Raw genomic sequence first — 22,024 nt, 5'->3', positions numbered from 1 at the left:
AAGCGTGAAGCAGCCGCCTGTCACGCGCCTTTGCTGCCGCCAAACAAGCCTTTGAGCGCACGGCCCACTGTGGCCGAAACAGAAGGCCGTGGCACAGCCGCAAAAGCCAAGGGGCGGCAGACCTCCATCGCAGCGACGCCCACACGCGCCGTCAACGCCCCGTTTATCACCCCTTCGCCAAAGCGGCGGCTGAGCTTGGCCACAACGCCGCCGCCTGCAAGTGAGCCAATCATATCATCGCCCACAGCTACAGCGCCCGTGGCCACGAGATGGCCGATCACCGCCTTGAGCAAGCGCCAGTTTCCCAGCGTGCCCGCCCGTCCGCCATAGATCTCGGCAATACGGCGGATCATCCGCAGGTTCGCCGTAAGCGCCGCCGCCACATCCGCCAAAGCAATCGGCACAAGCGCTGTCACAGTCGCCACTTGCCGCGCCGCTGCCTCGACTTCCTTCAAGGCCAAGCCATCCAAAGGCTGCAAAAGTTCACGCTCTGCCAGTGCCAAAAGCGCATCCGCATCCATCGGCTCGCCCTCCCGCTCAGCCAGCCGTGAGAGCGCCCACTGCAGTTCCTCGCGCCCCCGATAGAGCGCCTTGAGTTGCCCCAAAGTGCTGCGCGCCTGAGACAAATCTCCAGTCGCCAGCGCGCCCTGCGCAGCAAGCCGAATACGGTCAAGCCGCCGAAGCCTCCCAAAAGCCGCAAGCTCGCGCAGTGCAACTGTTAGCAAGACAAGCAAAAGCGCCGCAATCAGCGCAACCACACCATAGCCAAGCACAGGGGAACGCGCGATCATGCCAAGCGCAAAATCCCATGCAGCAACCGAGACAACCGCCGCAAGAAGCGCCCCCAGCAAAGACCAGAACCAGCGTGCAAGCCGTGATGGCTTACGCGCAGCAAACCGCATTGCAGCGCCCATCGCCGCTCCATTTGCCCCACCAGTTGGCGCAATCTCCTGTATCTCAGGCACAGGCGGCGCCGCCGCAGGTTTTGCCGCATGCTTTGCATCCAACTCGATCAAAACAGGCCCGCGACGGGGCGTCCCTTCGGTCATCCCATCGGCCTTTCCCATGCCATCAAAATATCAGGTATCCCCTCGTCATTGCCCGCGCCATGACTGCGCGACACCTCGCGAAACCCATGGCGCAGATAAAACTGCCGTGCGCCGCTGTTGTGCTCGGCCGCATATAGCTCAAGCCTCCCGATCTGGTCCTGCGCACGGCCCACAAGAGCAGCGCCGCCCCCCTGTCCGCGCCAGTCTGGGCTGGTATAGAGCGCATGAATACGCACCCCGTCGCGCACCAAAAAGGCCCGCGCCCGTCCCTCGCTGCGCCAGAGCTGCACCTTGCCTTGCAAGATGACTTTGGCCATCGCGCGCGCATCTTCGTCACGCCGCCGCGCCACAGGCCCCTGACCACGCGTTCCTGCCCAAAGGATTCCAAGAAGTCGTGGCAAATGCCAGATATGCGCCTGTGCGACACTCACAATCGATCTCCGATCAGAAACTCGGCAGCGCGATCAAGTCGGATGTGGGGTGGCCCGTCTCCGCGCGCCAGTTCCAAAACAGCAGGCGCAAAATTCATGATCTGGTAGTCTTCTTCAAGCCAGCGCTCGGCCCCTTCCCGTGCGGGCTGCAAGAGCTTACTCGGATCAGCGGGCAGAGCGCCCGCATAAAGCGCCGCATGCTTGCCACTCTCAAGCAGCTTGCCCCGCACCAACTTAAGCATCTCGCCATCATGGCGCATCTCGGCCTCTTCGGTCGCCCGCAACGCGGCAATCGACATCGCACGCACCTCGGCTCCCGCAAAGCTTGCACGGTCCGACGCTGCCCGCACCAACGCCTCAACAATTCCCGTCAATGCGGTATGCTGAACATGATGCAAATGGTCCGCTTTCGTGGCCGCAAACAGAATTTTCTCAACCCGCCGCCCCAGAAAAAGTCGCTTCAAAAAGGCGTTTTGCCCGGGCTTGAACGCGCTCAGAATATCGCTCATCGCGCGGCGCATATCCTCCAGCGCCTCTGGCCCCTTATGGATCGCCCCAAGCGCATCAATCAGAACAACCTGCCGGTCAATCTTAGCAAAATGCTCGCGGAAGAACGGCGTTACGACCTTGGATTTATACGCCTCATATCGCCGCTCCATCTCGCGCCAGAGGCTCTTGCGGCCCGCGCCCTCGACTTTGGCCAAAGGCGCAAATGTCAGCACAGGCGAGCCCTCAAGTGCGCCAGGCAACAAAAACCGCCCTGGAGTACAATCATAGTAGCCCGCATCCCGCGCTGCCGTCAGATAGGCTGTGAAGGACGCGGCCAAAGCCTGCGCTGCAGGCTCTTCAAATGTATCATCGCCCTGAGCGCTCTCGGCCTCTTTCAAAAAATCGATGGCCTCTGCGCGCCGAGCGAGCCGCGCAAAGACGTCGTCAGACCACTCAGCATAGGACTTTGACATCAAACCAAGGTCCAAAAGCCATTCGCCGGGATAATCCACGATATCCACATGCACGATCCGCGCGCCAGACAGCCCGCCAAGAAGCCCCCGTGGCTTCACCCGCAGCGACAGGCGCAACTCGCTCACGGTACGCGTTGACGTCGGCCAATAGGGGTTCGCCCCTGTCAAAGCAGACAAGTGCTCCTCAAATTGAAACCGCGCCACTGTATCATCAGGTTGGGGCTGCAAATACGCTGCTTCAATGCGTCCCTGCGCCTCTCCAGCCATGCCGCCCATGCGGCCCCGGTTCAGCAGGTTGGCCACAAGCGAGGTGATGAACACAGTCTTGCCCGCACGCGCCAATCCCGTAACCCCAACACGGATCACAGGCTCCATAAACGCCTCCGAAACCGTGCCCGTCAGATTGTCCACCTGCCGCGCGATGCTGTCTGCCAACTCACCGATCACTCTGCTGCCCTTCTTGGCCTCTGTTGCTGTGAAGATAGTGTCGATGCGCACCGCACGCCAGAGGGGAGCTTTGCGCGCCCCTTCCCCCCAACTGTAGGGAGGCTTGCCGCGCCGCCTCTGAGGCGCTAAAGCCCGATCATGCCCAGATATGCCCTCAAAATCGAATACAACGGCGCGCCCTTTTCAGGCTGGCAACGCCAAAAAGAAGAAACCACGGTGCAAGGCGAGGTCGAAGCCGCTTTGGCAAAACTGGAGCCGCGCGCTCATACCATCGCAGCAGCAGGGCGCACCGATGCGGGCGTTCACGCTCTCGGCCAAGTCGCCCACGCCGATATGGAGCAAAACTGGACACCCTTTCGTCTCTCCGAAGCGCTTAATTACCACCTGCGCGACCACCCGATAGCGATTGTCGCCTGTGTCGAGGTGAATGAGGCGTGGCATGCACGCTTTAGCGCCCTTGAGCGGCACTACCTTTTCCGGCTGCTCTCCCGCCGCGCCCCCGCCGTACACGACAAGGGCCTCGTCTGGCAGGTGAAGAACAAACTCGACATCAACGCCATGCGCGAAGGCGCCGCGCATCTCATCGGCAAACACGACTTCACCACCTTTCGCTCAACCATCTGCCAAGCTGAAAGCCCTGTCAAAACACTCGATGAAATCACAATCACGGAGCACCCCGTGGCAGCAGGAATAGAATACCACTTTCACCTGCGCGCGAGGTCGTTTCTGCACAATCAGGTCCGCTCTGTCGTGGGCACGCTCGAGCGCGTGGGTGCAGGCTCATGGACGCCGTCGGATGTGACAACGGCCCTCGCCGCGCGCAACCGCGCCGCCTGTGGCCCAGTCTGCCCGCCTCAGGGGCTGTATCTCAAGCACGTGCTCTACCCGGAAAACCCTTTTGCATGATCAAGTTTCGCATTTTCGCTACGCGAAAATACGACCGAAGCGAGGGGCCAGCCCCTCGCGCTCCCCGGGATACTTTTAGAAAGAAAAAGGAAGGGCCGCTCGCAACCCTCCCTCAAAAGAGAACCCTCTTTTCCTTTCACGGCCATCGGCGTCCCCGCCTGTTCCGCCGCTTCAGCTTGGGAAATAAAGGTTAAAAAGTTCTTATCTCCGGAAATATACACAAGCACTGACTGCCGCATATCGAAAACGCACGCGGCCTCAACCCCTCAAAACAGCACTCAAGCCTTGCGCGCCAGTCTCGCTTCCAGCACGTCAAACGGCACGCCTGGCTCATCTTTTGCACCGCGAATGACAAGCGAGGTTTTGACACTCGCAACATTCTCTGCCGCCGTCAGGTCTTCGGTCAGAAAGCTCTGAAACGTTGAAAGATCAGGCGCCACACATTTGAGGATAAAGTCCACCTCGCCATTCAGCATGTGGCACTCGCGCACCAAAGGCCAAGCGCGGCAACGCGCTTCAAAAGCAGAGAGATCTGCCTCAGCCTGACTGACTAGACCAACCATCGCAAAAACCTGCACTTCAAAGCCAAGTTCACGCGGGTTAACCTCAGCATGATAGCCGCGAATGAAGCCCGCCTCTTCTAGCGTGCGCACGCGCCGCAAACAAGGCGGAGCCGATATTCCAACCCGCTTGGCCAGCTCAACATTCGTCATCCGACCATCGGCCTGAAGCTCTGCCAGAATTTTGCGATCAATTTCATCGAGACGCGAATGCGGCATCGTCTACCCTCCTAGATTTACAGATTCTTATAGCAGCACACCCACTAGGCGCAACAATATTTCAACGCAGAGCAAGAAAACAAAAGGGCAGACCCTTCAAACTTCAAAAAACTGTTACAGCTTTCCCGCTCCGCAGCCTTTCCTTCCCCGTGTCGGGCAGTTATATCCAAGCGCAAGACTTGATCCCAGACACATCCGAGGGCTTCCACATGGCTGAAACGCGTCACACCAAAGTTCTGATCATCGGCTCAGGCCCCGCAGGTTACACAGCGGGCGTCTACGCCTCGCGCGCCATGCTGGAGCCAATCCTCGTGCAAGGCATCGAGCCAGGCGGCCAGCTCACAACCACAACAGAAGTGGAAAACTGGCCTGGCGACAGCGAAGTTCAAGGCCCCGATCTGATGATCCGCATGCAAGAGCACGCCAAGGCGATGGGAACCGAAATCATCGGCGACATCATCACAAATCTTGACGTCTCCGAGCGCCCCTTCAAAGCACAGGGCGACAGCGGCACGCTCTACACATGTGATGCCGTGATCCTCGCCACAGGGGCGCGTGCCAAATGGCTCGGCCTGCCCTCCGAAGAAAAATTCAAAGGCTTCGGCGTTTCGGCCTGCGCGACATGCGATGGCTTCTTCTATCGTGGGCAAGAGATCGTCGTTGTTGGCGGTGGTAACACGGCCGTCGAAGAGGCGCTTTTCCTGACAAACTTCGCCAGCAAGGTCACCCTCGTACATCGCCGCGACACGCTGCGCAGCGAGAAAATCCTTGAAGACCGCCTGATGAAAAACCCCAAGATCGAGACGCTTTGGTTTCACGAAATCGAAGAGGTCTATGGCACAGATATGCCGCTCGGCGTTGAGGGCGTAAAAGTCAAACACACCAAAACAGGCGAGATCACAGACCTGCCCTGCAAAGGCGTCTTTATCGCCATCGGTCACGCCCCTGCCAACGAGTTGGTCAAAGACACACTCGAAACCCATATGGGCGGCTACGTTGTTACCAAACCCGACAGCACAGAAACGTCCATCCCGGGTGTTTTCGCTGCGGGCGATCTGACAGATCACAAATACCGTCAGGCCGTCACTTCGGCAGGCATGGGCTGTATGGCCGCCCTTGAGGCCGAGCGTTTCCTCGCCGAGCAAGACAGCTAATCATCGAACACCCTGACATCGTCAGGTGCTTTTTCTTTCCAAAAAATATCCCGGGAGAGCGCGAGAGGGCAGCGCCCTCTCGCCCGGGCGATGCGGCGCAGCCGCAGCGCAAACCCTAAAAGAGTATCGACATAGCGCGCGGCGATGTCACAAACGGCCCCCCCAAAAAAAGCCCGTTTTGGCGGTGCACGCCTTGTGCACGGGTTGTGCACGCATATCACCCCCCTAGAATCAGGCGGTGAAAGTCATGTGTTAATCCGCGCGTAGAATTCGAAAATATTTTAAAGCGACTTACATTTTGGCAGGCACTTCGATCCCGAGAAGCTTCAGCCCGAGTTCGAGCTGGCCCTTGGCCGCAGCCAAAAGCCCAAGGTGTGACGCCGCCACACTTGCATCCACCCCATCTGCCAAAACACGGTTGGACTGGTAGAAAGAATTGGTCGCATTGGCGAGATTGTAGACATGCATCGCCATATTGCTCGGCTTGCGTGTATCGACAGCGCGAGCGAGCTTTGCAGGGAATTCATCAAGCGTCAAAACGAGACTGCGCGCCCCGTCGGTAACCTCGGTAAACGTCGCTGGCGTCAGCCCAGCTGCACTGGCATTTTCCATCAGCGAAGCGATCCGCACGCAGGTATATTGAATATACGGCCCTGTCTTGCCTTCAAACTGCAAAAACTGTTCCATATCAAAGATATAATTGCTTTCTCTGTCGTGCGAAAGCTCGCCAAACTTGATCGCCGCAATGGCGATCTGTTCCGCAGTTTTTTCAAGCTCAGCACCGTCAAGCTTGCCCATCTCCTCAAGCCGCGCGCGTGCTGCGGCGTGCATTTCTTCCATCAGGTCATGCAGCCGCATAACGCCGCCCTCACGGGTCTTGAAAGGCTTGCCATCGGTGCCATTGACTGTGCCAAAGGCTGTGTGCTCAAGCGTCGTGTCGCCCAGTAGCCCTGTTTTCTCCATACCCAAGAACACCTGCTGGAAGTGCATTTTCTGGCGCGCATCGACGACATAGAGAATGTAGTCAGGCTTATCCGTATCCAGACGGTCCACGATGGTCGCGAGGTCTGTTGCACCGTAGCCATAGCCACCATTGCTGTTGCGTAGCATCAAAGGGGGAAGTTTCTTATCTTCCTGTAAATGAACAACAATCGCACCTTCAGAAGGCTCTGCCGTGCCGCTGTCTTCTAGGCTTTTCACCAGCGGACCAAGCATGTCCTGATACCGGCTCTCACCGTAGAAATAGGTAAATTCACAGCCCAAACGGTTATAGTCACGGCGCAGGCTGGCAATGCTCACATCCACGATCCGCTGCCACAACCGCATGTAACGTGCATCCCCTGCTTGAAGTGCGGACGTCGCCACACGGGCCTTATCGCGAAACGCTTCATCCGCCTTTGATTTGGCGGAGGCCGCAGGGTACCACTCCTGCAAATCCAGCATAGTGATTGGCGCGTTCACCTCATCCTCAAAAAGGTCAGGCCGCACATCTTCGATTTGGGTGATCAGCTGTCCCAGCTGCAAACCCCAGTCTCCCAAATGTACGTCGCTCACAACGTCATGCCCAGCAAACTCAAGCAGGTTGATCAATCCATGACCCACAATAGCCGAGCGCAAATGCCCAACATGCATTTCCTTGGCGAGGTTCGGCCCACCATAATCAACCATGAACTTTTTGCGCTCATCCGTTCCCGCCAGCGCCCGCGGATCGTCAACAGACGCAGCCACAAGCTTCCGCAGAGCTTCGTCCGTTGCCTTAAAGTTCAGAAACCCAGGCTTCACAAAGTCGGCCTCAAATAGTCCTTCCAGATCAAGCGCTTCCATAACAGCCGCGCCAGCATCCATAGGGTTCATCTTTTGGCTTTTGGCAACGCCCATAAGCCCGTTGCATTGAAAGTCGGCAAGATCCGGGCGGTCCGAAACCCGTACAGCAGCAAACTTCGTGTCATAGCCCGCACGGGAAAAAGCGGCGTTCACGAACGCTTGCAGCGTCTCTATCAGGGTCTTTTGCATCTGGCGCGGGCCTTCCTGGCATGGGTTTCAAAGTCGGGCTGTGCATACCGAGCTTGCGCCCTGAGGAAAAGAGGCAAATCATGCTGGCAAGGCTTCCCCTTGACTTGATTTTACTGTTATCAAATTTCCATGAGCACCACAAAGCCCCAGCGCATTAATGTCGAGTTTGTCTCGGCCTACCCCAGCCGCCCTCTGCGCGGTGAGGATGCTTATGCCGCCATCATCGGCGATGTGCTGGCCCGTATGGCCGCCACCCTTGGCCACGAAGTCACCCGTGAATACTACGTCAACGACGCTGGCGCGCAGGCCGACGCACTCGCACGCGGGGTTTACGCACGCTGCCTTGCACCGACAGAGTTTGAAGCAGACGAGATCACAGCCCTTGCCGCCGCCGTGCGCAAAGGACTGTCAAAGGACCTGTTCGAAGCCGTTGAGGCCGACTGGCTCCCAGCCGTTCGTCGTGCGGCTGTCGAGGCTGCGATGGCCAGCATCCGCGAAGGCCTCACAGCTCTCGATGTCCAGTTCGACACATTCACCCATGAAAGCAGCCTTGAAACACGCGGTGAGTTGTTTCGCCTTTTCAGTGACTTCGCCCGCAAAGATGCCCTCATGGACAGTTCAGGCAACCTGATAAATGCAGCACCTGAAAAACCTGTTGAGCGCCTCATGCTCGATACCGTTTCGCGCGGTGATCTGCGCCCCCGTCCGCTCACTGACGGCGACGGGCGCTACACCTACTACGCCGCCGATCTGGCATATCATTCAGACAAGCTCGCGCGCGGCTATGACCTTCTGATTGATGTGTTCCGCAAGGACCACTCAAGCTATGCACCCGGCCTCATTGCGGGCGTCGATCTGATGAGTGCAGGAAAAGCCAAACTTTCGGTCTGCCTGATTGACCCTGTCCGCCCAGCTCTGGCTGAGGAGCCCTCTCCCCGCGCGCCTGCTGTACAGGGGCTGCCATCCCTCGAAGAGCTACTGGCCTATTATGGTGCTCGCCTTTTGCGCAGGCTCTTTCTCACTCATGCACCAGGAGAGCCATTAGAGCTCGCCTGCTGCACAGAAATCCGCACAGCCCTTCTGGATGCCGATAAACTCTGCGCATCAGCGCTCGCACTCCCAATAAGTGACGTAGACGCACAATCGCTAGAAACTCCGCTCACTGAAGCCGCCTTTAACGCTCGCAACCCCCATATGCTCATGAAAAGCGCGAATGAACTGGCCGCGCAATTCATCAAGGCAGGCAAAATCACACCCAAGGGCACAGCCGCTCTGTCACAGCTCTTGGCCACCCTCGGCCTCGCCCAGTAACCAAAGGCAAGATCATGCCAGAATTGCAAATTCGTCCAATCACCGATCAGGATCGTCCCGAATGGGACCGCATGTTCACAGCTTATCTGGCGTTCTACAAAACATCGCGGCCGCAGACGGTTTACGACAGCTCCTTCGCGCGCCTACAGTCAGGCGCAGACAACGAATTCAAAGGGTTTATCGCAGTCAAAGATGGGCAGGCGATCGGCTTTACTCACTACCTGTTTCACCGACACATGTGGTCAGTCGAAAACAGCTGCTATTTACAAGATCTCTATGTTGATCCCGAGATTCGCGGTACAGGTGCGGGCCGCGCATTGATTGAAGCGGTTCATGCAGAGGCAGCCAAAGCTGGCGCAACTGGCGTCTACTGGCTCACGCAAGAGTGCAACAAAACCGCGCGTCAACTTTACGATCGCATCGGAGAGCTGACGCCATTTGTAAAGTATACCAAGCCGATCAACTAAGCCTCAACCACCCACATCTTCTTGCGCAATCGACACCGTTTTAACGATGGCGTAAGCGTCAAGACCAACATCAAGTCCAAGCGCCTTGGCAGATCGCCGCGTGATGCGCGCTTGTATTTGTCCTGCGGCTGTCTCCAGCGCCACAATCGCGCCAGGCCCGTCACCTTCACGCAGTCCGATAACTTTGGCAGGTAGGATATTAAGTGCCGACAGCCCCTCAGGCTTGTGGCGCGAGAGGATCACATCACTCGCCGCAATACGGACCCGAAGCGAAGCCCCGACCGTTTGTGCAACTTTCGGCAAGAATAGCGGCAAACCGCCCGCAGAGAGCTCGCTCAACCCGTCAGCATGATGAGCGACAACGACAGCATTGATCACAGCGCCAACACCACGCACGCCCCCCGGAACAAGGCGCGGATCAGCCAAGACATCGGAGGGTGCGCGCAAGCCCGAAGCCTGCCCCGCCTCGAGCGTCACAACATGATTGGCCAGCCGACCAAGTTCGCTTACAGAGTGCGTGACATAGAGGATCGGCAAGCCACCCTCGTCTCTGAGCCGCTCAAAATAGGGCAGCAGGTCTCCCTTGCGCGCGCTGTCAAGCGCAGCCAATGGCTCGTCCGCGAGAAGGATCTGAGGCCCGCTCAAAAGCGCCCGCCCAAGCGCCACACGCTGTGCTTCACCGCCCGAAAGTTTCGCAGGCCTGCGCGCCAGAAGCCCGCCGATGCCAAGAAGTTTTACAATACGGTCAAATTCCGCTCCGCTCGGCGGCTCAGCCGCAAGCTTGCGGCCATAGTTCAGGTTGCCCTCAACACTCAGCTGAGGAAAAAGCCGCGCATCCTGAAACACATATCCAACCCCACGTTTGTGCACAGGCAGGTTAATGCACGCGTCATGGTCAAAAAGCACCCGCTCTCCCAAGGCAATGCGCCCTCTGTCAGGCCGAGCCAGCCCCGCAACAGCGTTGATCAGCGTGGTCTTGCCAGAGCCTGACGGTCCGAACAAAACAGTGATCCCCTCAGGTGCCAAAAAGTCAGCGCGCAGTCCAAAGCCGTTCAGCGACTTTATGATATCGACCTTCAAACTCATATGCCCGACACCTTCCGCGCCATGCGCCGCGCCAGCCATTCAGAAAGCAACAGCGCGCCCATGGCCACGACAACAGCAATGATCACAAGTTTCACAGCCGCACTTTCACCACCCGGAACCTGCAAGAAACTATAGACCGCCGAGGGCAGCGTTTGCGTCTCACCAGGAATGTTGGAGACAAACGTGATTGTCGCGCCGAACTCGCCCATCGCTTTGGCAAAGCCGAGCACGGCACCCGCCAGAACACCAGGCATCGCCATGGGCAAAGTTACGGTGAAAAACACTCTCAACGGCGAAGCTCCCAGCGTCGCCGCCGCAGCCTCAAGGCGTTGATCGACGGCCTCGATTGACAGGCGGACCGCACGCACAACCAGCGGGAACGCCATAATCGCCGCCGCAAGAACAGCCCCTGTCCAACGAAAGGCCAGCGGTAAGCCTATGGCTTCTAGCAGCTGACCACCAATCCCTTGCGACCCAAAAAAGATCAACAACAGATAGCCCGTGACAACAGGGGGCAAAACCAGCGGCAAATGCACAAGCCCGTTGAGCAGCCCATGCCCCCAGAACCGCCCCCGCGCCAGCGCATAAGCCACAGCAATCGCCAGCGGCAAGCTCAAGACAGTTGCCCAAAGCGCCACCTTAAGCGAGAGCACAACTGCCTGCCATTCTTCAGGGCCAAGCCAGCTCATTCCTGCGTCTCCACGCGCAAAAATCCTTGCGCTTCAAACGCAGCCCAAGCGGCTTCACTTTGCAAAAACGCGAAGGCTGAGGACCCGTTTTCAGTCAAAAGCGCCGCTGGGTAAACAATAGGGCCATAGCTATTTTTGGGAAAGCTCAGCAAAATCTGCACCTTGGGCTCTGCCCTGGCATCGCTCGCGTAAACGATCCCATAGCGCGCCTCGCCCCGCGCTACGAGCGCAAGAGCCGCGCGCACATTGTCTGTCTCAACCACCCGCCCATGCAAAGCCTGCCAAAGCCCCAAGCTCTCAAGCGCCGCACGGCCATAAATCCCAGCGGGCACTGCCTTGGTCAGGCCCATGGCGATGCGGCCTTCACCAAAGCTCGCCGCATGGTCAAAACTGAGTTGAGGTTCCGCCGCCTGCCCAATCAGAACAAGAGAATTGCCGAGCAACTCGACGCGTTCAATTGCCTCAACTCCTCCACGCTCTTGCAAATGATCCATCCAATTCACATTGGCCGAAACAAAAATATCTGCGGGTGCACCCTGCTCAATCTGGCGCGCCAAAGCAGCACTGCCCGCATACACCATACGAAGCCTCTGGCCCGTCGCCGCTTCCGCTAAAGGTTTTAGATTGTCGAGTGCAGTCTTAAGGCTCGCTGCGGCAAAAATGGTCACGGTCTCAGCCGCCGCCGCGCCGCTCAGCGCGACAGCCAGCACAGCCGCCAAACCCCATTTTCTCGCGCGTGCCATCGCCTCTTCCTTCGCACAAAAAAGCCCCGATGCTTTAACAAACATCGGGGCCATAATGTCAGAGCCTAACGTCTTAGCCCAGAACAGATTTTACCGCCTTGGCCGTCTTGCCAACCACTTCGTCAGCCTCCTCGCGTGTAAGGCAGAAGGGCGGTGCAAAACCTAGGATATCCCCCTGTGGCATTGCCCGCGCAATCACGCCCTCAGCCAGCAAAGCACCCGCAATCTGCGGCCCGATCTTCTCAGACGCCTCAAAATAAACCCGCCCATCGCGCGCCTTTACAAATTCAACAGCACAGAGCATCCCCTCGCCGCGAACTTCGCCCACATGCGCATGATCGCCCAGCGCATCAGCCATGGCCGCGTTCAGATAGGCGCCCGTTTCGCCTGCATTTTCCATGAGCTTCAGCTCGTCCAGAAGCTTGAGATTGGCAACGCCCGCCGCCGCCCCAATAGGGTGCGCAGAATAGGTCCAGCCATGGCCGATGGGTCCGTTTTCGTCTGTGCCCTGCTCCAACACAGCCCACATTTTCTTGCTCACAATCGAGCCCGAAAGCGGCGCGTAGGCCGAGGTGAGGCCTTTGGCGATAGTGATGAGATCAGGCTTCATCCCGTAGTGTTCAGAGCCAAACATCGTTCCGAGACGGCCAAAGCCTGTGACAACTTCATCCGCCACCAACAGAATATCATGGCGCTCAAGAACCTCCTGAATAGCCGCCCAGTAGCCTTCAGGCGGTGGCACAATGCCCCCCGTGCCGAGCACAGGCTCACCGATAAACGCCGCGATCGTGTCAGCACCTTCACGCGCAATCAGGGCTTCCAGTTCGGCGACGCAATGCGCAACAAACTCAGCTTCAGTTTGCTCCAGATTGTCACGGCGGAAATAATAGGGCGCTTCAGTGTGCACCACTTGCGCAAGTGGCAGATCAAACTTCTTGTGAAACAACTCAAGCCCCGTAAGCGAGCCCGTCACAAGCCCAGACCCGTGATATCCGCGCCAACGGCTGATGATCTTTTTCTTCTCGGGACGGCCTAGAATATTATTGTAATACCAGATCAGTTTGACGTTGGTTTCGTTGGCGTCAGAGCCGCCAAGACCAAAGTAGACTTTGCTCATGTGCTCAGGCGCACGATCAAGGATCATCTTGGCCAGCGTGATGCTCGCCTCGGTTCCATGGCCCACGTAGGAGTGATAATATGCCAGCTCCTTTGCTTGCGCTGCAATCGCTTCGGCGATTTCTTGACGCCCATAGCCGACATTGACGCAGTAAAGCCCCGCAAAGGCGTCGAGCAGACGGTTGCCGTCGCGGTCTTCGATATGGCAGCCCTTGGCTCCCGTGATGATCCGCTGAGGCGTCACGCCACGAGCAAACTCGGCCAAATGTGTTGACGGATGGAAAAAATTCTCGCGGTCCCACGCTTCGAGGTGGTCGTTCTTAAGCATGTGAAAATGCTCCTATGGTTGGCATCTCACCTTTATGCCGGAGCTCAGCGTGCAGATGGTTGGGTTAATGCGCAGCACCTGTGTGCCAAATGAATGCGCGCATTTCCAGAGCAAAAATCCCTAAGTACTGATTTTCGTGCCAACACCGTCCATAATCTGCGCCACATAAGTGGCAATCGCCGTGTCCTGAGCACCTGTCCCCGTTAGGTCGCAGATGGTGATATCCGCTTCGCTCCGTCGTCCCTCAGCCTTTCCAATAACAACGTCTCCAAGCTCTGTCGGCATCTTGCCTTCAGGCCAAACCCCTGCTGCCAAGGCCGCCTCAAGCTCGCCTGAAACCATGCATTGACTGCCATTGTCGGCCACATAGTGATCGGCCTTGGCAAGCGCGTTGGCGTCAATCTCGTTTTTGCCTGCCTGATCCGCACCCATCGCAGTGATATGGAGGCCCTTGTGCAACCACTCAGCCTTGATAACAGGCTCGCGCGCAGGCGTTGTCGTCACGACAAGCTGACTCTGCGCAACAAGATCCGCAGCATCCGTCGTCATTTCGCAATCAATGCCAAGCGTTTCACTCAGATCCGCAGCACAGCGCGCCGCCTTTTGCATATCGCGCCCAAAGACCAAGAGCCGCTCAAACGGGCGTACCAAATGTGCGGCCTGCATCTGGAGGCGCGCCTGCACACCCGTGCCTATCACACCTGCAACACGGACCTCTTTTGGCGCAAGGTGCTTGGCGGCAACAGCGCCCGCCGCGGCTGTGCGCAGATCGGTCAAATAGCCGTTGTCCAAAAACACGGCCTGCACCAGACCCGTTTTTGCTGACATAAAGATCATCAGCCCGTTGAGACTCGCCAAACCAAGCTTGGGGTTGTCAAAAAATCCAGGGCTCACCTTGATCGCAAAGCCATCAAAGCCTTCGATATAGGCGGTCTTCACATCGACCTCGCCGTTGGCCTTCTCAAGCTCCATCGACAAGATCGGCGGCATGGTCACCTTGCCTTTTGCCAGCGCCGCAAAACCACTTTCGATAACTTCGATCAGTTCGCCATTGAGCGAAACCAGACCACGCAGTTCCGCTTCGGTCACGATAGAAACGTCATGTGCCATATGGCCTCCCTTTGATCTCTCGTTCGCCGAGCTGTACGCTTTGCCCCGCGTAAATTCGTGCACTTTGCTTCATGTCAGCGTTACGCCCAGTTAGGATCGTCGCGACAGGCCCACGAGGCTTGGGCAGCTTGCCGGCCAACATCGCAGCGATCGCGACAACACATGCGCCTTCCGCAATGAGCCGATCCTCATAGAACAACACTTGCATCGCGTGGTAGATTTCGTCCTCAGTCACCAGAAGCACATCGTCGAGCAACTCTTTGCAGGCTGCAAAGCTCAACTGGTTTTCAAGCCCGATGCCTCCTCCAAGGCTATCAGCAAGACTCGGCACTTCTTCAACTTCCAGAGGAGCGCCTGCTCTGAGGCTCTCATACATCGCAGCCCCACGCTCCATACTAATGCCGTATATCTTGATGTCAGGCTTGAGCGCCTTGGCAGCCGTCGCCACGCCCGCAGCCAAGCCACCTCCAGACAAAGGCACATATATCGCTTCAAGCTCGGGAACGGTTTCAAGCATTTCAATCCCGATGGTGCCCTGCCCTGCAATCACGTAGCCGTCGTCAAATGGCGAAATTTCGACCAGCCCCTCTTCAGCCACCAACCGCAACGCTTCAACCTGCGCCTCATCTTGTGAGCGCCCAATGATACGGACCTCTGCACCCAAGGCACGAATGCCCTCGACCTTCGCATCAGGCACAAGCTCCGACATGCAAATGACCGCGCGTACCCCCGCCTTGGCAGCGGCATAAGCCACTCCGCGTCCATGGTTGCCTGTAGAACAGCACGTTACACCGCGCGTCCCTTTGGGTAGGTTCGCAACAGCATTCATCGCCCCGCGTAGCTTGAACGCCCCGATCGGCTGCATCATCTCGCATTTGTAATAAAACGGCTGACCAGCGGCCGCGCTCATATAGGGCGACAGGATCATCGGTGTAGCATCCGCCAGCCCCGCTATAACGCGCTGCGCAGCATTAATATCGCTCAATTCAACGCGCATAAGCCCCCCACTGTCCCATTCTATTCTCTGAAAGCACAGCAAACCGCCTGTGTCAGCCCCAAATCGAACCCGTCAACACTCTGTTGACGGCCTGCCAAACAGGGGCCGCATCAAGATTACAGTGAGATACATCGGGATCTGATAGCACCCCAAAAATATCAAAAATTCAGGGGACTGCGTGACGGGCAAAGCGACGAAAAACAAAGCGACATTGCGGTTTCCTGCCACAATCGAAAAGGGCACGACCTCTTCCTCTACCATGTTCTGGCCCAACAAAAGATAGGCAGAGGCCTGCAACCCAAAGTTCACCACGAGCACGAGTGCGAGCCACTTGCCGACTTCCAAAGGAATGGCCTTGATCGCAGGCCCCAAAGCACTCATCAAGCCGATCACAATAACCGCAAGCGCGATAGACATAACCCCGTCAAGAGCGGCGCGGCGCTCTCCTTCTAGCTCGGGCAAAGCGATATGACGTGTTAGAAAAGCCAGTCCTATGGCAGCCCAAATTGATAGGAGCAACTTGCCAGAGGCCAAAAGCGCTGCATTCAGATCACCCAACTCAGGACTGAACCAAAACACAGGAATAACCGTCAGCGGCAACAGCGCGGTCCCCAGAATAAGGAGGCGAAACGCAGGCTCAGGCGCGTGGCCAAGCAAGATCGAAATATTCGGGCTCCCCGTCACGGAGGGCGCCGCAAGCATCAATGTAAAGGCGATAGCGTAGGGTGAGCCCGCGAGGCCAAAAAGCCAAAACCCCGCAAGCGCGAGCAAAGGCAGAGCAAGTTGATAACTCAACACAACCGCAAGCGTACGGCGCACTCCTTTTAGCCCCAACAGCGCGTCACGATGGCCAACACGCAACCCTGTCAAAAACAAAAGCAACAACACAAGCTCAGCCAGCCATGGCTTTAAAGCCTGTGCAAGCTCGGGCAACACTAGCCCACCCAAAAGACCAAGCACCAACGCCCAGCGCCCGTGCTTGGCCACAAAGCCAAGTGCCACGAGCATCGCTAGCCCGAAGCACCCTGACGGATATTGTCAGGCAACCACGTCGCCAACTCGGGGAAGATAACAAGGATCACAACCATCAAAAGCATGAGGCCAACCATCGGAATGGCCGTTTTGGCGATATAGCTGATCTCATGGCGCGTCATGCCTTGCAAAACGAACAGATTAAATCCAATCGGCGGCGTAACCTGCGCCGTCTCGATCACCACCACGAGGAAGATCCCAAACCAGATCACATCAATCCCCGCTGCTCGGATCATCGGCTCGACAATCGCCATGGTCAAAACCACCGAGGACAGCCCGTCCATGAACATGCCAAGCACCAAATAGAACAGCGTCAAGACAGCAATCAGCGCAACCGGCGAAAGATTGTAGCTGTCAATCAACCCCGCAAGCGCACGCGGCAGGCCCGTGAAGCCCATAGACAGCGACAAGAACGCTGCGCCCATCAGGATGAAGGCAATCATCGCCGAGGTCTTGGTTGCCCCCATGAGCGCCTGCTTAAAGGTGTTCCAATCAAGCGAGCCCTGCACAGCCGACAAGACCAAAGCCCCAAAGACCCCCACAGCGGCGGCTTCCGTTGCTGTGGCATAGCCAGAATACATCGAGCCGATGACAATAAACACAAGCCCGAAAAGCGGCAGCAGAAAGCGGCTCTCCGCCATACGCTTTGAGAAAGACATCTTGGGTTCAGGCTCTGGGCGCTGGTCTGGGTAAAGATAGTGCCAAGCAATGATGTAGAGCATAAAAAGCCCTGCCAAAACCAGACCAGGAAAGACACCTGCCATAAACAGCTTGGTGATGCTTTCATTGATCGTCACGCCATAAACAATCAGCGTGAGAGACGGCGGGATCATCAGCCCCAAGGTGGCAGCGCCCGCAAGCGTCCCAATAATCATGAACTCAGGGTAGCCGCGCTCGCGCAACTCGGGGATCGACATCTTGCCAACCATATTGAGCGTTGCAGCCGAAGAGCCCGAGACAGCCGCAAAAATGGTGCAGCCTGCGATATTCGTATGCAGCAGTCCCCCTGGCAAATAGCGCATCCAAGGCGCAAGCCCTCGGAACATGTCCTCGGATAATCGTGTTCGATACAGGATTTCGCCCATCCAAATAAAGAGCGGCAGCGCCGTAAGCGTCCAGCTTGAAGCACCCGACCAGATCGTTGTGATCATCGCGTCGCCTGCGGGGCGCATTGTGAACAGCTCCATGCCAACCCAAGCGACACCCATAAGAGCAAGCCCGATCCAGACAGAGCCCCCCAAAAGCGCAAAGAGAACGAAGAGGAAAATAACTGTGGCGTAAAGTTCGCTCATTCTAGAACCTCTCCATGAATTTGTGTTTCGCGATAGCAAAGCAGGCGTGTGAGATAGTCCCAGATCGCAACCGCCAAAAGCACGGTTCCGATCGACATCGGCAACTGTGGCAGCCAGACAGGCGTGTAAACCCAGCCCTCAGCTGAGTTCGCCCAAAGCTCGCCCCACTTCAGCGGCGAGGTCGCAAACATCGAGAAGAACGTGATCAGCCACTCGGGCGTAAAGTCCTGCCCCTGTGTGCGGTCATTCAACATCTCAGACATAATGTTGGTCTTGATGGCATAGCGCGCAAAATATGTTGCCGTCACCGCAGCAATCCACATCGCAAGCGCATCAAGCCAGAATTTGGTAAACGCATTGAGGTTGAGAAAAATCGAAACCCTGATGTGCGCACCTTGCGTCAGCGTATAAGCAAGCGCAAAAAACGAGGTCGCGGCCATGGCGTAGCCTGCATATTCCGTTGATCCTGGGAAGGTAACATTGGACCATCGGGCAACCATCTGACCAATGATCAGCAAAAGGATGGCCACCATAAAGACAGCAGCCACAGCGCCCGCGAACGCGTAAATTTTATCTAGCACGCGCCACAAAGGCTGCAACATCCGCGCCGCAGACGGGCCTTTCCACAAGCAATAGAGCGCCAAAACTGTCGGAAAAACAAAGAGCCAGACCCATAAAGGCAGCCCCAGAAACGCTTGCCAATCTCTCATGACCCTCCCCCTTTTTTATTTATTTATAAGGTTTAGCAGCCTCACCGCACTGCGTACGATGAGGCCACCCAAGCTTAGCTTACGTTTTTAGTTTGCGTTATATGCATCGAGAATGGCTTGGGCATCAGCACCCGCTTCGGCCACCCAGTCACTTTGCATCTTCGCGCCAATTTTTTGAAGCTCCGCGAGGAACTCAGGCGCAGCATCTTCAACGACCATGCCATTGGCTTCGAGCTGTTCAAAATACCAGTCCGCCAGACTTGCAGATTTGGCATTACAGGCCACGCCGGTTTCGTCCGCCGCTTTTTGAACAGAGGCCTGCATATCTGCGCTCAGCCCATCCCAAACACCTTTGTTTACCATCACATAGTTACGTGGGTGCCAGGCGTTGACTTTGTAGTAGTGGGTCAGCGTTTCCCAGACTTTGCGGTCATAGCCTGTCGAACCTGACGAAATGAACGCCTCGGCAACACCAGTCGCCAAAGCTTGGCTCAGTTCTGCAGCTTCAACCTGAACAGGAATCATTCCGAGCTCTTCGGCAAATGTCGCTGTCGCTGTGTTATAAGAGCGGAATTTTACGCCCTGCGTATCGGCAGAAGACGCCACTGGCTTCTTGAAGTAAAAGCCCTGCCCCGGCCATGCACAGGTATAAAGCGTGACAAGGTTTTGCTCCGCAAGCTGCCCGTTTACTTTGTCTTTCGCGGCCGCCCAGAGCTTTTCGTTGTCCGCGTAGTTTGTGGCAATAAACGGCACGTTGTCCCAGCCCAAAAGCGGTGCTTCGTTCGCGTGAGCACTCATAAAGCGTTCGCCGATTGGCGCTTGCCCTGTCTGGACTGCGCGTTTGATTTCGCCGCCCTTAAACAGTGAGCCGCCTGGATGAACCGTAATGTCGATCTCGCCGCCCGTGTACTCTCGTACTTTATCAGCAAACACGACGCCCATTTCAGAGTGGAAGTTGCTCGCGGCATACGCCATTGGCATATCCCACTTTTCTGCCGAAGCAGCATTCGCCGCAATCGCCAAAGCAACACTCGCCGCAGCAGTGCTCAATTTATGTGTCAGTGTCTTCATTGTCTTTTCTCCCTTTGGTTTCTTCAGTTTCTTGGTTTGTTTAGCCCTTAGCAAAGCGCATAGGCTGAAAGGGGCGCATATCATTGTTAGAATGCTGCCCCGTAATCATGTCAGCCACAAGCCGACCCGTCTTTGGCCCACCTGTCAGGCCAATGTGGTGATGGCCAAACGCGGCAAAAACACCGCTCGTTCCAACCTCACCAATCAGCGGCAAGCTGTCGGTAGGGGCAGGTCGAAAGCCAAGCCACTCTTCTTCTCCGTCGGCTTCAAGCCTTGGAAAAAACGCTTTCACTTTTTTGCGCAGCAGAGCGAGAGGCGCTTTGGAACGCTCCTCTGTCAGCCCGCCAAATTCAACGATGCCAGCGCAGCGTAGCCCCTGATTCATAGCTGTTGCAACAAATTTGCCCTCAGCCAACATCATCGGGTTGTTTGGGACTTCGCTCGGCCCTTTGTAAACAATGTGATATCCCCGCTCGGCCTCAAGCGGCACGCTGATACCAAGCTTGCCCATCAACGGCTTGGACCAGACACCCGAAGCGATCACAGCCTTGTCACATTCAAAGCGTCCCTCGGTTGTTTCTACAGCTGACACCGCGCCACCGCTCACATCAAAATCTTTCACTTCGGCCTGCACAAAGCGCCCGCCCAGCTGCTCCAGAAGCGCCACGAGATCTTTCACATATGAGCCGGGGTTGAGAATGAACCCATGATTTTTCATGACAGCAAGAAGTCCCGCCGCTTCGCTCAGGATTGGTTCCCGCTCATGGACTTCGTCCCCCTCCACAAGCTCAGGCACAAAGCCCGCCTCGGCGCGCAGCTTCCAGCTAAAGGCATCTGCGTCAAAGGCTGCACGGTCTTTATAAACAAAGGAATAGTCGGACTCGCACACCCATTTGGAGGCGTCTGTCCCATGCGTCAGGGCCTGATGTTGCTCAAGGCTGTCCCCGACAATAGTGGTCAAACCTTGGCTGATCCGACGCGTATCGCCAGCATTCGCATGGCTCATATAACGCACAAGCCAAGGCACAAGTTTTGGGAGGTAGCTCCAACGCATGAACAATGGAAAATTCGGATCGGCCAGATAAGCTGGCGCCTTGCGGAGCAAACCCGGCCCTGTAACAGGCACAACAGAGGAACTGGCCAAAATACAGCCGTTGCCATAAGACGCTCCCATTCCTGGCTCGCCCTTATCAATCAGCGTAACTTCCTTGCCTGCGCGCCGCAGCCATATCGCACTGGCAGCGCCAACGATCCCAGCTCCGACAATCACAATGTGCTCTGACTTCATTACGCGTTCCCCTATCGCTGGATTTAGCATGCGGAGTCCCCTGCATCATTTCAAATACAATTAAATAGCCTTCACATAACTTTTTATTATACTGTATTTGCATGCGCCTTAGATTCAGACAACTTCAAGCCTTCCATGCCATCGTCGAAAGCGGGACCGTAACAGGCGCCGCCGAAGCACTTGGGATTTCTCAGCCAGGAATTTCGAATCTCTTAGCTCAGCTCGAGCGCCAAACAGGCCTGCCACTTTTTGAGCGTGTACATGGCCGCCTTGTACAAACGCCCGAAGCGGCGATGCTCTTCCGCGAAATCGATACCGTCGTGCGCGGCCTCGACCACGTCACCCAAACAGTCGTTGATTTGCAAAACAAGCAAGCGGGTCAGCTCCAAGTCGCGTCGCAACACTCGATGTCATTTGGCTTTATTCCAGCGGTCATCGCAAAATTCGCCAAAGACCGACCTGATATGAACATCTCGTTTCAGTCCCAGTATTCGACCAAAATTCAGGAATGGGTCACATCTGGACTTTTTGAAATCGGGATATGCGAGCGCCCTCTGCTCTATGACACACTCACGGTCTATCCGCTTCATGTCCAAACTCGCCTCGCAATTCATCGCGACGATCCGCTCGCGCAGTATGATGTTTTGACACCCGAATTGCTCGGCGATACGCCCATTATAGCCATGGGGCCTGATCACATGACGCACCGCCGCCTACGCGAGGCTTTCGCCGATGCCGGCATTCCAATGCGCACACGCGTGCACTCACATCTTTTCAAGAATCTGCTGAGTTTTGTAAAAGAAGGTATGGGCGTGTCTTTGCTTGACCCCTTCGTGCTTGAGCACGACTTCGATCCCCGTTTTGTCTCACGCGCCTTTGAACCAGCCATCAACATGGATATGGCCGTCATCACTTCGGCGACGCGCCCGCTGTCCCAAACGGCAAAGGATTTCCTTGAGCTGCTTCTCAAGGAGCTTGAGCCCTACCAAACGCCCAGCTAAGCAAAGTTATCCAGCGCCCAGAACGGCCAGAACCCAAAATGA

At 56.7% G+C, this 22,024-nt stretch carries 21 protein-coding genes; 5 read left to right on the top strand and 16 right to left on the bottom strand.

The genetic code is table 11. The annotated features are described in order from the left end of the window. Positions 1-20: 20 nt before the first annotated feature. From DSM117340_RS02630 to DSM117340_RS02620, 3 genes are read right to left on the bottom strand one after another with little or no spacing between them, the layout of a single operon-like run. Positions 21-1,049, bottom strand: a complete 1,029-nt coding sequence (locus tag DSM117340_RS02630; protein WP_089887629.1) for a TIGR01620 family protein — start codon at positions 1,047-1,049, stop codon at positions 21-23. Beyond that, positions 1,046-1,480 (bottom strand): GNAT family N-acetyltransferase, encoded by a 435-nt coding sequence (locus DSM117340_RS02625; RefSeq protein WP_089887627.1) that lies wholly within the window; start codon positions 1,478-1,480, stop codon positions 1,046-1,048. The genes DSM117340_RS02630 and DSM117340_RS02625 overlap by 4 nt, the downstream gene beginning before the upstream one ends. Continuing rightward, complete coding sequence (locus DSM117340_RS02620) at positions 1,477-2,817, bottom strand: YcjX family protein (RefSeq protein ID WP_089888917.1); 1,341 nt, start codon at positions 2,815-2,817, stop codon at positions 1,477-1,479. The genes DSM117340_RS02625 and DSM117340_RS02620 overlap by 4 nt, the downstream gene beginning before the upstream one ends. Before the next feature lie 210 nt (positions 2,818-3,027). On the opposite strand from DSM117340_RS02620, the gene truA reads away from it, so the two are divergent. Next, the gene (gene truA / locus DSM117340_RS02615; RefSeq protein ID WP_089887626.1) at positions 3,028-3,795 is read left to right on the top strand and encodes a tRNA pseudouridine(38-40) synthase TruA; all 768 of its coding nucleotides are present in this window, start codon (positions 3,028-3,030) and stop codon (positions 3,793-3,795) included. 278 nt (positions 3,796-4,073) lie between these two features. On the opposite strand, the gene DSM117340_RS02610 is transcribed toward truA, so the two are convergent. Beyond that, a complete protein-coding gene (locus DSM117340_RS02610) occupies positions 4,074-4,574 on the bottom strand; it encodes an Lrp/AsnC family transcriptional regulator (RefSeq protein WP_089887624.1) in 501 nt (166 codons plus the stop codon). Positions 4,575-4,783: 209 nt separating this feature from the next. Here DSM117340_RS02610 and trxB point away from each other — a divergent pair, with 209 nt between their 5' ends. Then, on the top strand, positions 4,784-5,728 hold the full coding sequence (gene trxB / locus DSM117340_RS02605) for a thioredoxin-disulfide reductase (RefSeq protein WP_089887622.1): 945 nt from the start codon (positions 4,784-4,786) through the stop codon (positions 5,726-5,728). Positions 5,729-6,019: 291 nt separating this feature from the next. Here the strand turns inward: trxB and argS are convergent, their stop codons facing one another. Beyond that, positions 6,020-7,741 (bottom strand): arginine--tRNA ligase, encoded by a 1,722-nt coding sequence (gene argS / locus DSM117340_RS02600; protein ID WP_089887619.1) that lies wholly within the window; start codon positions 7,739-7,741, stop codon positions 6,020-6,022. Between the two features lie 129 nt (positions 7,742-7,870). On the opposite strand from argS, the gene DSM117340_RS02595 reads away from it, so the two are divergent. Together DSM117340_RS02595 and DSM117340_RS02590 are read left to right on the top strand one after the other, a co-directional pair. Continuing rightward, on the top strand, positions 7,871-9,052 hold the full coding sequence (locus DSM117340_RS02595; RefSeq protein ID WP_089887617.1) for a hypothetical protein: 1,182 nt from the start codon (positions 7,871-7,873) through the stop codon (positions 9,050-9,052). A gap of 14 nt (positions 9,053-9,066) precedes the next feature. Then, positions 9,067-9,519, top strand: a complete 453-nt coding sequence (locus DSM117340_RS02590) for a GNAT family N-acetyltransferase (RefSeq protein ID WP_089887616.1) — start codon at positions 9,067-9,069, stop codon at positions 9,517-9,519. A gap of 3 nt (positions 9,520-9,522) precedes the next feature. Here DSM117340_RS02590 and modC read toward each other — a convergent pair whose 3' ends face one another. The 11 genes from modC to DSM117340_RS02535 form a co-directional block, all read right to left on the bottom strand. Beyond that, complete coding sequence (modC, locus tag DSM117340_RS02585; protein WP_089888915.1) at positions 9,523-10,605, bottom strand: molybdenum ABC transporter ATP-binding protein; 1,083 nt, start codon at positions 10,603-10,605, stop codon at positions 9,523-9,525. Continuing rightward, complete coding sequence (modB, locus tag DSM117340_RS02580; protein ID WP_089887614.1) at positions 10,602-11,294, bottom strand: molybdate ABC transporter permease subunit; 693 nt, start codon at positions 11,292-11,294, stop codon at positions 10,602-10,604. Before modB ends, modC begins: the two co-directional genes overlap by 4 nt. Then, the gene (modA, locus tag DSM117340_RS02575; RefSeq protein ID WP_089888912.1) at positions 11,291-12,037 is read right to left on the bottom strand and encodes a molybdate ABC transporter substrate-binding protein; all 747 of its coding nucleotides are present in this window, start codon (positions 12,035-12,037) and stop codon (positions 11,291-11,293) included. Before modA ends, modB begins: the two co-directional genes overlap by 4 nt. A gap of 73 nt (positions 12,038-12,110) precedes the next feature. Next, complete coding sequence (locus tag DSM117340_RS02570) at positions 12,111-13,481, bottom strand: aspartate aminotransferase family protein (RefSeq protein WP_089887613.1); 1,371 nt, start codon at positions 13,479-13,481, stop codon at positions 12,111-12,113. Positions 13,482-13,601: 120 nt separating this feature from the next. Further along, the gene (locus DSM117340_RS02565; RefSeq protein WP_089887611.1) at positions 13,602-14,591 is read right to left on the bottom strand and encodes a cyclodeaminase; all 990 of its coding nucleotides are present in this window, start codon (positions 14,589-14,591) and stop codon (positions 13,602-13,604) included. After that, positions 14,581-15,588, bottom strand: a complete 1,008-nt coding sequence (eutB, locus tag DSM117340_RS02560) for a hydroxyectoine utilization dehydratase EutB (protein WP_089887610.1) — start codon at positions 15,586-15,588, stop codon at positions 14,581-14,583. The genes DSM117340_RS02565 and eutB overlap by 11 nt, the downstream gene beginning before the upstream one ends. A gap of 72 nt (positions 15,589-15,660) precedes the next feature. Beyond that, positions 15,661-16,596 carry a hypothetical protein gene (locus tag DSM117340_RS02555; RefSeq protein ID WP_089887608.1) on the bottom strand — a complete coding sequence of 312 codons (936 nt, stop codon included), beginning with the start codon at positions 16,594-16,596 and terminating at the stop codon, positions 15,661-15,663. A 2-nt stretch (positions 16,597-16,598) separates the two neighbouring features. Beyond that, on the bottom strand, positions 16,599-17,912 hold the full coding sequence (locus DSM117340_RS02550) for a TRAP transporter large permease subunit (RefSeq protein ID WP_089887606.1): 1,314 nt from the start codon (positions 17,910-17,912) through the stop codon (positions 16,599-16,601). Next, entirely contained in the window at positions 17,909-18,622 is a 714-nt protein-coding gene (locus tag DSM117340_RS02545; RefSeq protein WP_089887605.1) for a TRAP transporter small permease subunit, read from the bottom strand. Before DSM117340_RS02545 ends, DSM117340_RS02550 begins: the two co-directional genes overlap by 4 nt. An 87-nt stretch (positions 18,623-18,709) precedes the next feature. Beyond that, positions 18,710-19,693 carry a TRAP transporter substrate-binding protein gene (locus DSM117340_RS02540; protein ID WP_089887603.1) on the bottom strand — a complete coding sequence of 328 codons (984 nt, stop codon included), beginning with the start codon at positions 19,691-19,693 and terminating at the stop codon, positions 18,710-18,712. A gap of 40 nt (positions 19,694-19,733) precedes the next feature. Next, the gene (locus tag DSM117340_RS02535; RefSeq protein WP_089887602.1) at positions 19,734-20,981 is read right to left on the bottom strand and encodes an FAD-binding oxidoreductase; all 1,248 of its coding nucleotides are present in this window, start codon (positions 20,979-20,981) and stop codon (positions 19,734-19,736) included. A gap of 101 nt (positions 20,982-21,082) precedes the next feature. Between DSM117340_RS02535 and DSM117340_RS02530 the strand changes: the two genes are divergently transcribed. Continuing rightward, positions 21,083-21,982 (top strand): LysR family transcriptional regulator, encoded by a 900-nt coding sequence (locus DSM117340_RS02530; protein WP_089887600.1) that lies wholly within the window; start codon positions 21,083-21,085, stop codon positions 21,980-21,982. The last annotated feature ends 42 nt before the right edge of the window (positions 21,983-22,024 follow it).

It is taken from the genome of Lentibacter algarum, assembly GCF_040580765.1.
In the GTDB taxonomy this organism is placed as follows: domain Bacteria; phylum Pseudomonadota; class Alphaproteobacteria; order Rhodobacterales; family Rhodobacteraceae; genus Lentibacter; species Lentibacter algarum.
This window is presented reverse-complemented; position numbering and strand designations above follow the sequence as displayed.

Excerpts from the sequence above, each read along its gene's own strand:
- DSM117340_RS02630 (WP_089887629.1), bottom strand. The coding sequence starts at position 1,049 with ATGACCGAAGGGACGCCCCGTCGCGGGCCTGTTTTGATCGAGTTGGAT.
- DSM117340_RS02620 (WP_089888917.1), bottom strand. The coding sequence starts at position 2,817 with ATGGAGCCTGTGATCCGTGTTGGGGTTACGGGATTGGCGCGTGCGGGC.
- truA (WP_089887626.1), top strand. The coding sequence starts at position 3,028 with ATGCCCAGATATGCCCTCAAAATCGAATACAACGGCGCGCCCTTTTCA.
- DSM117340_RS02610 (WP_089887624.1), bottom strand. The coding sequence starts at position 4,574 with ATGCCGCATTCGCGTCTCGATGAAATTGATCGCAAAATTCTGGCAGAG.
- trxB (WP_089887622.1), top strand. The coding sequence starts at position 4,784 with ATGGCTGAAACGCGTCACACCAAAGTTCTGATCATCGGCTCAGGCCCC.
- argS (WP_089887619.1), bottom strand. The coding sequence starts at position 7,741 with ATGCAAAAGACCCTGATAGAGACGCTGCAAGCGTTCGTGAACGCCGCT.
- DSM117340_RS02595 (WP_089887617.1), top strand. The coding sequence starts at position 7,871 with ATGAGCACCACAAAGCCCCAGCGCATTAATGTCGAGTTTGTCTCGGCC.
- DSM117340_RS02590 (WP_089887616.1), top strand. The coding sequence starts at position 9,067 with ATGCCAGAATTGCAAATTCGTCCAATCACCGATCAGGATCGTCCCGAA.
- modC (WP_089888915.1), bottom strand. The coding sequence starts at position 10,605 with ATGAGTTTGAAGGTCGATATCATAAAGTCGCTGAACGGCTTTGGACTG.
- modB (WP_089887614.1), bottom strand. The coding sequence starts at position 11,294 with ATGAGCTGGCTTGGCCCTGAAGAATGGCAGGCAGTTGTGCTCTCGCTT.
- modA (WP_089888912.1), bottom strand. The coding sequence starts at position 12,037 with ATGGCACGCGCGAGAAAATGGGGTTTGGCGGCTGTGCTGGCTGTCGCG.
- DSM117340_RS02570 (WP_089887613.1), bottom strand. The coding sequence starts at position 13,481 with ATGCTTAAGAACGACCACCTCGAAGCGTGGGACCGCGAGAATTTTTTC.
- DSM117340_RS02565 (WP_089887611.1), bottom strand. The coding sequence starts at position 14,591 with ATGGCACATGACGTTTCTATCGTGACCGAAGCGGAACTGCGTGGTCTG.
- eutB (WP_089887610.1), bottom strand. The coding sequence starts at position 15,588 with ATGCGCGTTGAATTGAGCGATATTAATGCTGCGCAGCGCGTTATAGCG.
- DSM117340_RS02555 (WP_089887608.1), bottom strand. The coding sequence starts at position 16,596 with ATGCTCGTGGCACTTGGCTTTGTGGCCAAGCACGGGCGCTGGGCGTTG.
- DSM117340_RS02550 (WP_089887606.1), bottom strand. The coding sequence starts at position 17,912 with ATGAGCGAACTTTACGCCACAGTTATTTTCCTCTTCGTTCTCTTTGCG.
- DSM117340_RS02545 (WP_089887605.1), bottom strand. The coding sequence starts at position 18,622 with ATGAGAGATTGGCAAGCGTTTCTGGGGCTGCCTTTATGGGTCTGGCTC.
- DSM117340_RS02540 (WP_089887603.1), bottom strand. The coding sequence starts at position 19,693 with ATGAAGACACTGACACATAAATTGAGCACTGCTGCGGCGAGTGTTGCT.
- DSM117340_RS02535 (WP_089887602.1), bottom strand. The coding sequence starts at position 20,981 with ATGAAGTCAGAGCACATTGTGATTGTCGGAGCTGGGATCGTTGGCGCT.
- DSM117340_RS02530 (WP_089887600.1), top strand. The coding sequence starts at position 21,083 with ATGCGCCTTAGATTCAGACAACTTCAAGCCTTCCATGCCATCGTCGAA.